The sequence below is a fragment of the Kothea flammea genome (genome assembly GCF_052161645.1).
In the GTDB taxonomy this organism is placed as follows: domain Bacteria; phylum Planctomycetota; class Planctomycetia; order Pirellulales; family Pirellulaceae; genus Laterigemmans.
Map to the genome: position 1 here is coordinate 4,454,254 of NZ_CP197414.1, position 15,830 is coordinate 4,470,083.

General features: G+C 54.3%; 13 protein-coding genes. 8 read left to right on the forward strand and 5 right to left on the reverse strand.

From position 1 onward, the window contains the following. The first annotated feature begins 123 nt into the window (after positions 1–123). From rimO to SH139x_RS16805, 3 genes are read left to right on the forward strand one after another with little or no spacing between them, the layout of a single operon-like run. Complete coding sequence (rimO, locus tag SH139x_RS16795; protein ID WP_488350928.1) at positions 124–1,545, forward strand: 30S ribosomal protein S12 methylthiotransferase RimO; 1,422 nt, start codon at positions 124–126, stop codon at positions 1,543–1,545. Between the two features lie 45 nt (positions 1,546–1,590). Further along, complete coding sequence (pgsA, locus tag SH139x_RS16800) at positions 1,591–2,184, forward strand: CDP-diacylglycerol--glycerol-3-phosphate 3-phosphatidyltransferase (RefSeq protein WP_488350929.1); 594 nt, start codon at positions 1,591–1,593, stop codon at positions 2,182–2,184. Further along, entirely contained in the window at positions 2,184–3,392 is a 1,209-nt protein-coding gene (locus tag SH139x_RS16805; protein ID WP_488350930.1) for a CPBP family intramembrane glutamic endopeptidase, read from the forward strand. The genes pgsA and SH139x_RS16805 overlap by 1 nt, the downstream gene beginning before the upstream one ends. Before the next feature lie 64 nt (positions 3,393–3,456). Here SH139x_RS16805 and SH139x_RS16810 read toward each other — a convergent pair whose 3' ends face one another. From SH139x_RS16810 to SH139x_RS16820, 3 genes are read right to left on the reverse strand one after another with little or no spacing between them, the layout of a single operon-like run. Beyond that, a complete protein-coding gene (locus SH139x_RS16810; protein ID WP_488350931.1) occupies positions 3,457–3,837 on the reverse strand; it encodes a translation initiation factor in 381 nt (126 codons plus the stop codon). 45 nt (positions 3,838–3,882) lie between these two features. Continuing rightward, positions 3,883–6,300 carry an exo-beta-N-acetylmuramidase NamZ domain-containing protein gene (locus tag SH139x_RS16815; protein ID WP_488350932.1) on the reverse strand — a complete coding sequence of 806 codons (2,418 nt, stop codon included), beginning with the start codon at positions 6,298–6,300 and terminating at the stop codon, positions 3,883–3,885. 15 nt (positions 6,301–6,315) lie between these two features. Beyond that, complete coding sequence (locus SH139x_RS16820; protein ID WP_488350933.1) at positions 6,316–7,857, reverse strand: sodium:solute symporter family transporter; 1,542 nt, start codon at positions 7,855–7,857, stop codon at positions 6,316–6,318. A gap of 93 nt (positions 7,858–7,950) precedes the next feature. On the opposite strand from SH139x_RS16820, the gene murQ reads away from it, so the two are divergent. The 4 genes from murQ (at position 7,951) to SH139x_RS16840 (ending at position 11,939) form a co-directional block, all read left to right on the forward strand. Then, on the forward strand, positions 7,951–8,850 hold the full coding sequence (gene murQ, locus SH139x_RS16825; protein ID WP_488350934.1) for an N-acetylmuramic acid 6-phosphate etherase: 900 nt from the start codon (positions 7,951–7,953) through the stop codon (positions 8,848–8,850). A 5-nt stretch (positions 8,851–8,855) separates the two neighbouring features. Further along, a complete protein-coding gene (locus SH139x_RS16830; protein ID WP_488350935.1) occupies positions 8,856–9,818 on the forward strand; it encodes an N-acetylglucosamine kinase in 963 nt (320 codons plus the stop codon). Between the two features lie 441 nt (positions 9,819–10,259). Beyond that, entirely contained in the window at positions 10,260–11,372 is a 1,113-nt protein-coding gene (locus tag SH139x_RS16835; protein WP_488350936.1) for a hypothetical protein, read from the forward strand. A 21-nt stretch (positions 11,373–11,393) separates the two neighbouring features. Beyond that, positions 11,394–11,939, forward strand: a complete 546-nt coding sequence (locus SH139x_RS16840) for a hypothetical protein (RefSeq protein WP_488350937.1) — start codon at positions 11,394–11,396, stop codon at positions 11,937–11,939. A gap of 292 nt (positions 11,940–12,231) precedes the next feature. On the opposite strand, the gene SH139x_RS16845 is transcribed toward SH139x_RS16840, so the two are convergent. Continuing rightward, positions 12,232–13,674, reverse strand: coding sequence for a sulfatase (locus SH139x_RS16845; RefSeq protein WP_488350938.1), 1,443 nt, complete (start codon positions 13,672–13,674; stop codon positions 12,232–12,234). A 145-nt stretch (positions 13,675–13,819) separates the two neighbouring features. On the opposite strand from SH139x_RS16845, the gene SH139x_RS16850 reads away from it, so the two are divergent. After that, a complete protein-coding gene (locus SH139x_RS16850) occupies positions 13,820–14,956 on the forward strand; it encodes a dipeptidase (protein ID WP_488350939.1) in 1,137 nt (378 codons plus the stop codon). On the opposite strand, the gene SH139x_RS16855 is transcribed toward SH139x_RS16850, so the two are convergent. Next, positions 14,957–15,685, reverse strand: a complete 729-nt coding sequence (locus tag SH139x_RS16855; RefSeq protein WP_488350940.1) for a YebC/PmpR family DNA-binding transcriptional regulator — start codon at positions 15,683–15,685, stop codon at positions 14,957–14,959. Positions 15,686–15,830: the final 145 nt, after the last annotated feature.

Sequence of the window (15,830 nt, forward strand, 5' to 3'; positions counted from 1 at the left end):
CGGGTAAAATTTCGAGAAATTCACTGCCTCGTGTCCATTCGCTTCCTTTGCGAAGTGTTCAATGTCGGGTACCCTGCAAGGGTGAACGTTCGTTGTCCAACAACCCCTTAGTCATCGACCGCAATGCAGTTACCAATTGTCACCGACCAGCCCGGCCTCCAACCTTCGACCGCAAGTAGCGAACATGCCGTCCGCGGGCATTACGCGGTCATCAGCTTGGGATGCCCCAAGAACTTGGTCGATACCGAGCAGATGCTGGGACGCCTGCAGCACGATGGCTATGCGCTCACGCATGACGCAGAGGGTGCCGATTTCGTCGTCGTCAACACTTGTGGTTTTATTGACGCCGCTCGCACCGAGTCGTTGGGAGCGATCGACGAGATGTTGGCGCTCAAGCGAGCCGGCAAGATTCGCGGCGTCATTGTCAGCGGTTGTTTGGCCGAGCGTCAACGGGAATCGTTATTGACCGAACGCCCTGACATCGACGCGCTCATCGGCGTCTTTGGTCGCGATGAGATCGTGGCGGTTGCCGATCGACTGATCGGTGGTTTGGACGAGCAACGCACGGTGTTCCGACCGGCCCCAATTCGCGCGTTGCCTGACAGTCACCGCTTGGCTGTAACTCCCCGACACTTCGCTTACTTGAAGATCTCCGAGGGCTGCGATCGGCTTTGCACTTTCTGTGCGATTCCCAAAATGCGAGGCAAGCACGCTAGCAAACCGTTTGAACAAGTGATTTCCGAGGCCCGCGCGTTGGCTGCTTCGGGGGTTCGCGAGATGGTGATCGTGGCTCAAGATACCACTTACTATGGCCTCGATCTGTACGGCCGCCCTCGCTTGTCCGAACTGCTCAAAGAACTCGATCAAATCGAGGGTATCGAGTGGATTCGCTTGATGTACTTTTATCCGATGTACATTGACGACACGCTGATCGATACGTTGGCCGGTGCCCAACGCATTATTCCTTACATTGACATGCCGCTGCAGCACGCCAGCGATGCAATGCTTAAACGCATGGCCCGACGGGTCAACCGCACCGACACCGAAAAATTACTCGACAAACTTCGCAGCCGCATTGATGGGTTAATGCTGCGGACCACCATGATCACCGGCTTTCCCGGCGAGACTGATGAAGATTTTGCCGAGTTGGTGGACTTTGTGAACAAGTGGCATTTCGAGAGGCTCGGTGTCTTTACCTATTCGTTCGAACCTGATACCCCTGCAGCTCGCCTACCGAACCAGATTGACGAAGCCACTAAAGAACATCGGCGTGAAACGTTGATGCAGGTCCAGCAAGAGATCGCCTTTGAGCATAACGATGCGATGGTCGGCAAAACACTCGACTTTCTCATCGACAGCCCGCTGGAAGGCCAACCGGGCGTGTGGTTGGGGCGTTCATTTGCGGACGCACCGGAAATCGATGGCGTGGCCTACATCTCTGAAGGAACCGACGAACCATTGGCCGTGGGACAAATGGTGCCATGTGAAGTGGTGGGGTCACAAGGTTATGATTTGATTGCGGTCTCTGTTGATCAAGCACACTAACCCGCCACGACTCGATCATTTTCTTCAGTCCGTTGGGAGCCACTCATGACCACTGCGACTAGCGGTAAAGCCGTTTCTCCGTGGAACGTGCCAAATTTGCTGACCTCCAGCCGGCTGGTGCTGTCTTGCGTGGTGTTTGGGCTGATCGCCTACGAGCTGTTTTTCGCCGCTTGTGTTTGCTTTGTGATCGCGGCATCGACCGATTGGATCGATGGGTACTGGGCCCGCAAATACGGGCAAGTGACCAAATTGGGACGCATCTTCGATCCCTTCGTTGACAAGATTATCATCTGTGGCACCTTCATCGCCTTGGTGGGTGTCAGCGAATCGGGAATCGCAGCGTGGATGGCAATCGTTGTGGTGGGACGCGAGTTGCTTGTCACCTCGCTCCGCGGTCTGATTGAAGGTTCCGGCGGGGATTTCTCCGCTCGCCAACTGGGCAAATGGAAAATGGTGCTGCAATGTGCAGCCGTGATCGTCGTCTTAATCGACTTGATGACGCCCGAAGCGCCAAACTGGTTGTCGATGTCCAGCGTACTCACGGTGTGGTCGGCCATCCTGCTCACGCTGGTTTCCGGTTTGGACTATGTCTTCATCGCCGGTCGCGTTCTCAGGACTGTACCCGCTGAAAATAGCTAATGCTCGACTCGAATCTTACCCCCGACGCGCCCCCCAACGTTCTGCTGTTGTTGCTCTCGATGCTGGCGTTGCTGTGGCTCAGCGGCTCCTTTGTGCTCTGGACAGTGGCGGGAGTCAAACTGTTTTTGGGAAAGCCAATCTTGGAGCCTGAGAAACGTTCTGGAGTCGGCGCCAGCTTTTCCGACCTGCTCCTTGCCGTTGGCATCTTTGGGTTGACCGCCGCGCTCTTGGCCCCGTTGCTGATCCCACCGGCTGCTGCCCCACCCGCTGTCTCGGTAACCTCTGACTCAGGCTCCACCTCAGACACCGAAAGTGCCAAGGCAGACACGGAGACTGCGGCTGAGCTCGAGGCGAAAACAGAGCCGGAGACTGAGGACGCTGAGGCCGTAGAATCCGCTGCGGAACAAGCGGAAAATCTTCCGCAAAAGCCCGTTCAACAAATCGATTTCGATCGTTTGATTCCCTCGATCGCCGTGCAAGCGATTGCGACCGTGCTCTCCACCACGCTCACTCTGCTTTGGATTTCCCTGCGCGGGATCCCGCTGAGTGCTTACGGTTTTCTACCTTGCTGGCGCGATCTGCGAATTGGCATAGCGGCGATCGTGATGCTGCTGCCGCCAGTCTATATGCTGCAGTCGATTTTGGTCTACTTTATCAAATATGAGCATCCGCTAATCGATGTTTTGAATTCGCCACAGACTTGGGGCGTGATTGCCATCATGGTGACCAGTTCCACCATCGTTGCCCCACTCACTGAAGAGTTTTTTTTCCGCGGTCTCTTTCAAGGTTGGCTGGAACATCTCAACTTTCGCCCTCAACGAAACGATGCCAGTTCGACCATTTTAACCCCAGATATAGCGAACGAAGCAGACTCAGGCGTTGATGCGGAATCAGACGGTGACATCGCAGCGTCCGATCGAGTCACTGAAGACGAATCAAAACCCTCCACACCGCCTGGCGAAGCGAGTCAGGGAATTAGCCGAGATGGGAGCACGATCCAGCACGTGGCACGCTGGCCCCTGGTTATCTCCAGCTTGGTATTCGCGGCAGCCCATGCCGGTCAAGGCCCAGCACCGATCAGCCTCTTTTTCCTAGCGCTCGGTCTGGGCTATCTCTACCGACAAACTGGCCGTATTTGGGCCAGCGTGGTTGTCCATGTGTTCCTCAATGGCCTAACCACGATCGTCACCCTGGCTGCCAGCCAATAGCGATCCTCGATCGCCCAGCTTAACGGCTGATATAACCGAAAGACTTATGTCGAGGTACTTAGCATCAATTTGTGCGGTAACCGATTTTCTGCAATGAATCCCGCACGACCTGCACATGGTTTCCTTGCAGCTCAATGAGATTCTCCTTGGCTTTCACAGTGCCTCCCGTGCCACATGCCAGCTGAAGTTTCTTGAGCAGCTCTGGCAAATCGTTCGCCACGGCCGTCAAACCCTCGACGACCGTTGCTTGCCGTCCCCCTTTTCGCTTCTGAGCACTCACGCGAGCCTTCTGTTTCCCAGGCGGCAAACGCAAAGCCTCGCGTTGCCGCAGCTCCGCGGCTTCCGCTTTCTCAGCCGCGGAACAGGTGCACTCCGACTCGGTCTCACCGCAGTCGTCACAAGTTGGCGGAATATCAAACGGCGTGCCGGCAAATAGGCGAGTCATAACAGAATTAAAATGCGTTCGAGGAGAACGGTCGGGGCGAGACCGCTATTGATCTGAATTTCCATACAACAGATATTGTTGTCGTGTTCTTTGAAACGTCGCTAGGCCCTCATGAGCTAGTGGCAAGATGTCTTTCATTGGCTTGCCGGCGACGATTGCTTCATAGATTTGCTCGTTACCCAACAGCCGGTTAAAATTCTTCAGCTCCCAGGCATCCGGGTAGAGTTTACGCAAGCAAACGGCGATTTCCAAACCAACTCGCACAGGTTGCAACTCGGCACGATCAGTCACTGCAATGTTCACGCCATGGCACAACGTATCAGCGTGTTTACTCGAAGCTGGTGTAAACTCAATGGGTACAAACACAACTCCGGGAAGCTCGCGTGCGTTCAGTTCAGCGGCCAATTGACGCGCGTCCATCCAAGGAGCGCCAATCACTTCGAAAGGAGTGTCTGTACCACGTCCCACGGACAGATTTGTTAGCTCCAGCAACCCGATACCGGGATATAAGATCGCTTGGGTCAAGCTTCTCATGTTTGGCGACGGGTTTACCCAAGTCAAATTAGTCGCCTCCCAATAATCGTCCCGTTGCCAGCCCTCGCAGCGGATGACCTCTAGATCCAACTCAAGGTTTAACTCGGCTTTCAGCAGCAATGCCAATTCCCCGGTGGTTAAACCGTGCCGGACTGGCAGACGATGAAAGGCGACAAATGATTCGGCTCCCGGATCGAGCATGGGTCCCGCGATATCACGACCGTTGATCGGATTAGGCCGATCCAGCACCACAAACTTTTTTTGCTGCTCGGCGGCGGCCTGCATCGCTTCACCCATGGTCGAAATATACGTGTAAAAGCGGGCCCCCACGTCTTGAATATCAAATACGACGGTATCGATTCCCGAGAGCATCTCGGCGGTTGGTCGTCGGGTCGCCCCGTACAGACTGTAAATTTTCAGACCCGTCGTTGCGTCTTGGCTATCGCTGATCTTGCTCACATCGAGCTGCCCTTTAAATCCATGTTCGGGACTGAACAGGGTCGCAAGTTCGACCTCCGGAGCTTGATGCAATAGCTCCACCGTGCTTCGGCCCGCATGATTACGACCGGTATGGTTTGTGATCAGCCCCACGCGACGACCCCGCAGCTGACGAAACTGATCTCGCACCAACACGTCAATGCCAGTCAACACTGCGGGCTTTGCCACGCTACTAGTTGCCGCAGTCGAGGTACCATCCAAAGAGCCAACGATCACATTCAGAATCTGGCCGGCCAAGTGATTGACGCTCCCTTTGCCATCGGGATGCACGCGATTGCTGAGGAAAATAAAGAAGAGATCGAGTTTGGGATCGATCCACAGCACGGTGCCCGTAAAGCCGCCGTGCCCAAACGCCTCGGAGCTCAACAGGTCACCACGATTGCTGGAGAACCCAGTTTGTTTGTCCCAACCGAGGCCGCGCAGACCGCTCGATACCTGATAGGGCGCGGCCATTTTTGCAACCGTCTGCGGGGAGAGCACACGTACCGAATCAGCGGCATCCACCTCAAAGGTCCCACGCCCGAGCATCATCTGTGCATACACGGCCAAGTCGCCAGCGGTGGAAAATAACCCCGCGTGACCGGCGATTCCGTTGAGGAGATAAGCTCGCGGGTCATGCACTTGGCCGCGCATCCATTGACCATCACGCTGCTGCGTGGGCGCCGCCCGCCGGGCCAGCGGCTCCGCAGGAACGAAGCTGGTTTCTCGCATCCCTAAAGGCGCGAAAATCTCTGTTTGCGAAAACTGATCGACGTTGCTGCCGGTGAGCCGCTGAATGATCTCAGCCAAGACAATAAAATTGACATCTGAATACTTAAACAAGCTGCCCACGGGAGCGATGAGTTGCAACTGACAAATCTTATCCCAGGCAACCTCTGGCCCCTGCTGATAGTCGGCGAGCGCGTTGTCGGGAATCAATCCACTTTGATGGATCAATAAGTCTTGGACCGTAATCACCTCTTTGCCATGCGTGCCAAATTCGGGAATTAAATCAGCCACACGCGTCCCCAGGCGAAGCTGACCAGACTCGATAAGTTTCATGATGCAGGTGGCAGTCGCCACCGGTTTCGTTAGCGATGCTAAATCGAACACCGTATCGGTCGTCATCGGCACAGGCTCTGGGAGCAACTGTTTGTTGCCAAACGCTTCCAGCAATACGATGCGGCCCTGACGACCAACGCAGACTACGCAGCCGGGAAGCTTATCCGCGGCAATACCTTGCTCAATTAATGGCTGGATCCGCTCAACCAAATCATCCGGCAAGCCAACTTCAGCCAGCTGTTCACAGGCGGGCAGTGGTTCGCCACCGGGCAGTGGCGCCGCGGGCAGCGATCTCCCACCAGCCGCAAAACTAATCAGCAAAGCGAGTGCCGAGCAGAACCGTAGCACAGCCCTGGGCGTGATTGAATCGATGAAGTGGGAATAGCCCATAATGCGAAAACCTGACTACTGGGGAGAGGATGCGGGACGAGCGGGGGCAACAAATGAGAACAGATAGCCAAACAGAAATGTAATGGAAGCACCAATGAAGGCAAACCATGGCCAGGCAACGCGTAGGCCCAATTCGGGCCACAGACGATCTGCCAGGGGAGGCACGAGGAACTGACAACTGAGCAGCGCCAGCAACCCACAGGCAGCACCGAGCATCGCGGCAGGCTGAGCAACCCGCGTGGTCAACGTTCCAAGGGCAAACAGACCCAGCAGCAAACCGGCGGCGTAACCGGCAATCGTCAAGGCATTGCTGACCACGGTTTGGTCGAGCGTGGTTGCCCAAATTCCGATGGCCACCTGCAAAACACCAAAGCCGACGGCGGTCCGGCGCGTCAAGCGAAAGAGATGGTCAGGTTCCGGCTTGGTCTTTCGCAGCGGCAGATAGAAATCATTGATCAAGGCGGAGGCAGACGCATTTAAGGAGCTCGATAACGTGGACATCGCAGCGGCCAAGATCGCCGCTAACATCAATCCAATCAGACCGACGTTTTTGGGAAACCAGTCAACGATAAAGCGGATATAAACCTCATCCGGACGGCCAATTTCCACGTTCGGCTGAAGGGAAAAGAAACAAGCCAGTTGAACGCCGATGACGAGAAAAAGCGAAAACTGTGCGCCGACAACGATTCCACTCCAAAAAATCGCCCTCCCGGCATCGCGCTGACTGCGCGCGCTGAGATAACGCTGGACCATCATTTGATCCGTACCATGCGTGCCCAGTGACAAAAAACAACCACCTACGATACCGGCCCACAGGCTGTAAGGCTCTGTCATCAGCCAAGCCAACAAGCCTCGGCTGGTAACTTCCGTGTGTGGACCGAGCTGAATGACTTGCAGCTTGCCGCTGTCTTTAGCATATTCCCAAAAAGTCGCGAATCCATCGGGCAGTAGCGAATTGATGATGAACAAGGTCGCTACCGCGCCAAGCATGTAAATCATCAACTGAATACAGTCGTTCCAGACGATTGACCGCATCCCACCGAAATATGTGTAAAAGATGGTGACCCCACCAATAGTTACCGCACTAAAGAAAAAGCTCCAGCCCAACAGTTGTTCGATCACCAGGGCCGCCAAAAACAGACGCAAGCCATCACCCAGATTGCGAGTCACCAGAAATAGCAAACTCGCCGACCGCAAGGCCGTCATGCCAAACCGCCGCCGCAAGACTTCGTAAGCGCTGAATAACCGCCCTTGGAAAAAGAGTGGCAACAACAGATAAACGACGATTAAGCGACCCAAAAAGAAACCGATCGCGAGCTGCAGGAACCGCATCCCGGTCGCCCCAAAAGCCTGGGCCGGCAGACTGAGCACCGTGGCGGTGCTCGTCTCGGTTGCTACAATTGAACCGAGGATTGCCCACCAGGGAAGATTCCGATCACCCAGCAAGAAAGCTTCCATCGATTGGCTTTTGCCCCGCGCTCGCAGGCCCACTGCGATTACCAAACCAATGGAGGCGGCCAACACGGTGGCATCGACCCACCCCAGTTGAAAATCCATCGAATAGCCTTTTGAACGTCATTGGTTTGCGGGCATGTTTTCACCATTCTTTGTCACACTTTAACAACTTCACAATCACAAGTCCCGCCCCCCATGCTCCAAGATTTGACAACTGAACAGCGGAATCCGAACTCACTTAACTTGGATCGCCTTTCCGCTGCTGAGATCGTGAACCTGATGAATGCGGAAGACGCTGGGGTGGCGGCTGCCGTCGGGCGTGAACGTCAAGCGATTGCCGCTGCGATTTCGATCATTGCCAACAGTTTCCAAGCCGGTGGGCGGCTGTTCTACATCGGCGCTGGGACATCGGGACGGCTGGGAGTATTGGACGCTGCCGAATGTCCGCCAACATTCAATACGCGACCGGAGTTGGTTGTCGGTTTGATAGCCGGTGGGCCGCAAGCGTTAACCAAGGCGGTTGAGGGAACCGAAGATTCTACAACTTTGGCCGCTGATGACCTCCGCGCGCACAATTTTTCTTCTGCCGACGTGCTCGTTGGTATCGCTTCCAGCGGACGCACTCCCTACGTGCTCGGTGGTTTAAAATATGCCCGCCAAGTAGGAGCCAAAACCGTTGGCGTCACTTGCAACCTAAATTCTGAATTGCACAAGCACGCGGAAGTTATAATTGCCCCCATCGTCGGTCCTGAAATTCTCAGTGGTTCCACCCGTCTCAAAGCGGGGACGGCAACCAAAATGGTGCTCAACATGTTGACCACCGGTGCCATGATCTTAATTGGAAAAACCTATGGTAACTTGATGGTTGATGTCAGGGCCAGCAACATCAAACTACAACATCGCAGCCGACGCATAGTTAGCGAGATCACGGGATTGACTAGCGACCAAGCCTCAATGCAGCTGCAACGTTGTGATGGCGAAGTTAAGACCGCGATTGTCTGCAGCCTCCGCGATGTGCCGGTCGAAACAGCACGAGAAATGTTAGCGAAGTGTCACGGTCGCTTGAGTGATGCCCTCCGCGAAGCTTCGGAATGACTAAGATGCAGACGATAACGCCCGAGCTATTCTTGGGCATCGACGCGGGTGGCAGCAAGACAGAAGCCTGGCTGGGATCGCGGAAGCAAAATCAATTACAATTACTCGGCAAAGGACGCGCGGGGCCCGCTAATCTGACTATTCATGGCCTGGAGGAATCCGGCCATCAGCTCTTGCTCGCAACCGAGCGGGCCTTTATTGAGGCCAATCTGTCGCGCTCATCAACGACGCGGGCCTGCCTCTGCTTGGCTGGATGTGGCCGCAGTGAGGAACGTCAACAGGTTGAGCAATGGGCGTTGGCCAGCGGAATCGGCCTCCAGGTGATGGTCTGCTCCGATGCGGAAATTCTACTCGCCGCCACGCGGTCGATCGAATCGACGGAAGTTGTCAGCGAAGGAATTGGCCTAATTGCGGGAACTGGCTCGATTGCTTGGGGGCGAAGGCACGATGGTCAGACGATGCGATGTGGAGGCTGGGGCCCCAAGCTGGGAGATGAGGGAAGCGGCTATGCGATTGCTCTGGCGGCGATTAAGGCGGCCTGCCGCATTGCCGACGGACGGGCCAATGATCAACTGTTTTTCAACACTATTCTGTCGGCAATCGGGCTCGATTCCAGCCATGAACTTGTTCCCTGGGCGTACGCTGCCGAACGAACGCGTGAGGAGATAGCCAGTCTGACCCCGACCATTTTTGAACTCTTTAAGGTCAGCCGTATCGCCCAGCGGATTGTTCACGAAGCAGCTGAGCAACTCGCCCAACAAGTTGCCATCCTGGTACGGCGATTGCAGCTATCAGGCTATCCCTTAGCCATGGCCGGTGGAGTGCTGGTGCATCAAGATCGTTACCGCAATCTTGTTAACCAACAATTACACAGATTGTCTTCGGCGCCAACAGAAATCACCATCGTATCGGATCCTGTCCGCGGCGCCCTGCGCCTCGCGTCGATCTCCCATACCGATAATCGATAAGATCAATTTTATCGGCCTGCCAATTGATAGTTTTCCAATATACAACCCCTTTTTTTGCTGAGCATCGTTTTAGAGTTGTTAGCCTCCTGTCTCATCGGGGGACGCGAACACTCCATCCGCATTTGAAAATCTCCCGATCATCACTGGCCGACCTATTGGCTCAACCTGGCCAATAGGATCGCCAACGCGAGATCTGCTTTCTCTCGGGAGCGAAATATGCAACATCAAATACGTCGAGCACACGTTGTGCTGTTAATCGCGTCTTGCTTGTCATTTACTAACCAAGCAATTTCTCAAGAACTTAAAATCTCATCCGGCAGCGATACCGCGAGACATGATTTCAGCAACTGGCCAACCGCTTCGCCCCAAGCATGGCTAACTGTATCGAGTCCAAAGTCAAAACCCGACGCGCGGCAGATTGGCCGAAGTCTCGATTTCCGAATGCCGTACTTGGCGTCTCTGCCAAACAACGTCGCCGTTAACAGCGAGGCAACCACGACGGACCAACGGAAGTTGCAAGAGGCCTTGCAAGCATTCCAAGACCAGTGGACCGAAGCGGGATTTACAAAACCCAAACAACTGGGCCTGATGCGTCCGATGTGGCACCTGCCGGTGCGCCATCCAACGAAGCCCTACCTGCCGACCATTCAGCAAGAAAATCAGGTATTGGACATGTTGGACGCGGAGCATGCCGGGTTGCTGAGGAAATTTCGCTTTACGGTTTGGTTTCGACTCTACGGTCTCTCGGCGCTGCTGGAAACCGAACTTGGAACACATCTCCCTTGGGAGGCTGAGACCGCTTGGAAAATTGGCCTGGCTGCCGCAGATATCTCTCGACAGTTCCAAACCTGGGACTCGCGAGTGATGCCTTTAATTGTCTGCCAACGGTTTGAGCAGAAACTGGTCGATGACGGCATCGCCCCGAAGCGTCTGCGAACGGTCCGTCGCTTTGCCGATTGCTACTCCCGACTCTTCCTCGATCCGCAACTTAATGCCGAGGGAAAATTCATTGTCGGGGCGGAAACACCCTCGCTCGTCTATCCAGCAAAGCTTGTCGACATCATTGGTGACCGGAGACTGACGCATCTGACTTCAATCAACCCGGAACTATCACATCGAGTTTACACCCAACGTCGTGAGTATGCACGAACTCGCAGCGATGCTTTGGACGTTCTGTTTAGGGACCGGGGCAAGCAAGCCGACGTCATGCGGGTCACTGAGTTGGAATGGAAACAAATTAAAGAACTGGAAGAATCGGTAGAGAAGGTGGCCGATCTATCTGCCGCACGAATTGTGCAGATGGCGATTCGAACCCACATCTTCGACATCAGTCAATTGACGATCAATCCTCAGTTGCTCTCAGAAGTCGCAACATCCAAAGAACACCTCTCCAGCATGCTAGCTCAATTTGACAACTTGACTAAGGCGGCGAAACTCGATTTACAACGACTGTTCCTCAGCATCAGCGATCAAACTTTGGTGGATCTCTTAACCGCAGATCAACTGACATCCATACGTGGTTTGTTAACGGATGAGTACTTACTGTTTAGCTAGCTTAATTAGTGAGAAAGAAGCATGCACAAGAAAATTCTTAGTTTAGTATTTGGTTTCTTAACTGCCGTACCCGCAATCGCGGACGACTTTCCCCCGATCGCATTTCCCCCAAGTGTTAACCCGCCAGTTCTGGCGATTGAACATGATGTTGAATTAATGCACATTCATCATCGCATGTTGGACTTCGAATACTACACTTACCCAGGGGAACAGCATTTCTGGATCGTAATGAGCAGTTGGGGCGCCCCGATCGATCCAGCGTTTGATCCCGACAAACTAGACTTTGCGTTAGACGGCTATCTCTACGAAGGTAGCTTCTTCGAGGGCTGCGTCGGTCTCGGGTCGCAGATTGACTCCATCGAGAAAACAAATCTTAATCGTGGTTCGGGAGACGAAGGCGTTATTCATGTTGGTGGGACTTGGACTGTTCCCCTTCCCTTCAACGCGGGTGGACTCGTCTTGATCGGAGATACCCGCGTTCGTGACCGATCGTTCTCAAATGATGCGCCTTGGAATTACTATGATCACGAACTGCTCTTTTTCCCAAACGTTCCCAATGGTAACTGAGCGTGGTTAAGCACTCCGACATTAGTCTTTCGGTTATATCAGCCGTTGAACGCTAGCTCACGGGTCCGAGGAACCGGACGTTAGCGAGTTCCGGCTGATTCCGTTTTGTCTTCTGACTGTTCCGGAGGTGCTTCGACGATTTACTTTCTTCTGCTCAACCGCTGTTCAGTATATTTTCGAGAACACGAATCAAATGCCCGGTAAGCTGATTAGTGCCGATTAGCGGTTCACTTCACTTAGCTGACATTTCCTTACATGAAACGTTTTTTTCGAGCCGATTAGGATTGCTGGTTCAATTTTCGCGAGCCAATCTTTTCATGATTGCCTCACGTTCCGCCACCGGGTCGAACTGGGGATTTTTCGTGGTTGGAATTGGCGCATCTGTTTGGGCTTGCCAATTTTGCAATAAGGCCAGCAGGCACGCCGCGACCTCGGGTTCCTGGTCGATCAAGTTAAACTGCTCGCCGATGTCCGTTGCCAAATCGTAAAGCTCCAAACCGTTATCCTCAAAATACTTATGGAGCTTCCAGCGGCCTTGACGAATAATGCTGCACGGCCTGGAGCGAAATAGCGGATCACGCTGTTCGCCGCTAACGGCATAGGACTCGAGGTAAGCCGGAAAGTGCCAGAATAGCGCACGTTCTGACAGCTCCCCGGATTCACCCTTGAGCACCGGCACCAAACTGATCCCGTCGAGCGATTGCTGATCAGATGCCGGAGCTTCAGCAATCTCACATAGCGTTGGATAAATATCGACGCCCGATACTGGAACGCTGGATGCGGCTCCCGGCTCAACCACCCCCGGCCATGACACGACTAATGGGACTCGAATACCGCCCTCGTAATAGGTGCCCTTGTAGCCCTTCAGGGGATGCATGTCGGTGGCGGGACCATAGCCACCATTGTCAGAAGAAAAAATGATTAAGGTATTTTTCCGCAAACCGAGTGCATCGAGTTTTGCCAAGATACGGCCAACCCCCTCGTCAACAGCAGCGATCATCGCGGCCATCACGGCGTGCGAGTGGAGTTTGCCTTTTGGCTTTCGTTCAAACTTTGCCAAGAGCTCGGGTTTCGCCTGCAGAGGTGTGTGCACGGCGAAATGAGGTAAGTAGAGTGCCCAACGTTGGTCGTGGTGGCGATCAATAAAACCGAGAGCTTCGTCGGTGAGTCGATCTGTGAGATATTCGTCAGCCGCTGCTGTGGCCAACCCCGCCGCATTCGGATGGGGTGGAAAATAGCCGCGTGGTGGACTGCCACTGTGATTGCCGGCAATATTTTCGTGAAACCCGTAGCCGGTTGGATCGTCACTTAGGTGCCACTTGCCAATCGTGGCGGTACGGTAACCTTGCTGCTGTAGCCGATGAGCAAAGGTAATGACCTCTGGCGCGAGTGTATCGGTGCCCGGCAGGTGCTCGAGCCTGCGGAACTTGGCCTTGCCGCGCGGCTTGGTGCCCACGTTGAAAATTTTGTGTCGCGGCGAATACTGACCAGACATGAGACTGGCCCGCGCCGGCGCGCAATTCGCCGCGCAGGCGTACGCATCACTAAAAACCATCCCCGAAGCAGCCAATCGATCGAGGTGCGGAGTTTCGTAAAAGTCTGACCCCATAAATCCAGCGTCACGCCAGCCAAAGTCATCGAGATAGATGAACAAGATGTTCGGCGGTTCGGCAGCCTTTGATGTTGGCAAAGCAACCAGGAACGCGAAGATGTAGGTTGGCAACCAGAACTTCATGATATTCGGTCAGCGACGAGGGAAGATGGGGCACAAAACTTATGGCATCCGCGCGGGAGAGGCCGACGGCGTCGAGCCGATTTGGCTATAATACCACGCGAGCAAGACGAAACCTGCGGTGCAACTTACCAGCCACGAGCCACTCATGCAGACACCTCTGATTTTTGACATTCATCTCGATTTGGCCATGAATGCGTTGGAGTGGAACCGTGATTTACGTTGGTCGCAAGAACGCCTGCGACGGGCGGAGCACATTCAGGCGATGGCCAGCGGAAAGCGCGATCGCGTCGATCGGTCGCATAACACCGTTTGTTTTCCCGAAATGCGGCGAGGTAGAGTCGGTCTGTGCGTGGCCACACAGATTGCTCGCGTTGCTAACGAATATCATACCCTACCCGGCTGGCGCTCACCCGAGCAGGCCTGGGCGCAAACGCAAGGTCAGTTGGCGTGGTACAGGGCGATGGAACGGGACGGTCAGCTAACGCAAATTCGTGATCTTGAGGGATTGCGGCGGCAGGTACAGCTTTGGCTGGAGGAACCCGTACGGCCGGAAGGACTTTACACGATCGATTCCCGCGGCGCGGAACCGGAGCCACCGATTGGCTATGTGCTCAGCCTTGAGGGAGCCGACTCGATTGTGCACCTTGATTACTTACATGACAGCTACGAGGCAGGGCTGAGGGCGTTGGGACCGGCCCATTATGGTCCAGGTCGTTATGCGCTGGGAACCGACGCGCGAGGTCCCCTTTCGGCTGTGGGCCGTGATTTGCTCCGAGAAATGAATCAACTCAATTTAATACTCGACGTTACCCATTTGTGCGACGAGACATTTTGGCAAGCCATCGATATTTACGAAGGACCGATTTGGGCCAGTCATCAAAATTGTCGCAAATTAGTACCCTGGAATCGCCAGTTCGCTGACGATCAAGTCACCGCCGTGATCCAGCGCGGGGGAATCTTAGGAATGGCGTTCGACGCCATCATGATGGTGCCTGGGTGGAAGCATTTACATAGTTCGCCGGCTGATTTTAATCTAAAAATCGAAGCCATCTGCGACCACATTGATCACGTTTGCCAGTTAGCCGGCAATAGCGCGCACGTTTGCATCGGCACCGATCTTGATGGAGGCTACGGCACGGAACAAACCCCGCTGGACCTGGACTCGATCGCCGATCTGCAAGGTTTACCGCAGCTGCTCGAGCGACGCGGTTACACGGGCAGCGACATCGAGGGCATCATGTGGAAAAACGTGGTCAACTTTCTAGAACGCTGCTGGCGGTGATCATTTTGCCTCGGGCAAAATGGCGTTGTGATAAATGTCCTGAACATCATCACAATCGTTCAGCATGTTGATAAACTTCTCAAACATCGCCACATCTTCCGCCGCGATCTCGGTGCGGGTCTGGGGCAAAAAGCTGATCTCATCGACCTCCAATTCGACCTCGGGTATCGCTTCGAGCAAAGCCTGTTTGGCTTTGTAGAATTCGGTCGCCGGAGCGAACAGGGTAATTTGGCCATTTTCACATTCGATATCGGTCACATCGACCTCCGCTTCCAGCATCGCCTCTAACACTTGCTCCTCTTGCTCTCCTTTGAAAGACAGAATTGCCAAATGATCAAAGGAATGAGCAACTGACCCCGGGGCTCCCATTTTGGAACCCGTCTTCGTAAAGCAATTGCGAACGTCGGTAATTGTGCGGTTGGCGTTATCCGAGAGACAATCTACGATCACCGCGCAGCCACCCGGGCCAAATCCCTCATAGCGAGCCGAGGCAAAATCCTCTCCGCCGCCACCGCTGGCTTTTTCAAGCGCTTTGTCAATCACGTGCGCGGGCACTTGCTCCCGTTTGGCTTTTTCGATCAGGCTCCGCAGCGATGAATTTGCAGTGGGATCGGCACCGCTGTTCTTTGCCATCACATAGAGCTGTTTGCCGTAGCGGGAATAAAGTTTTGATTTTTGACCAGCAGTTTTGGCCATGGAGACTTTACGAACTTCGAAACTTCGACCCATTGCGGTGCTTCTTTTGGTTAAGTGACTGGAAAGTTGCCTGGAATCGTCTGCTGCGGCAAGTGGACATAACGGCACGCCGCATTTCAGGTAAGCCAAATTCTGGTGTTTTCGCGGGCTTAAATTCTACCTCAGACATCGCTCGACG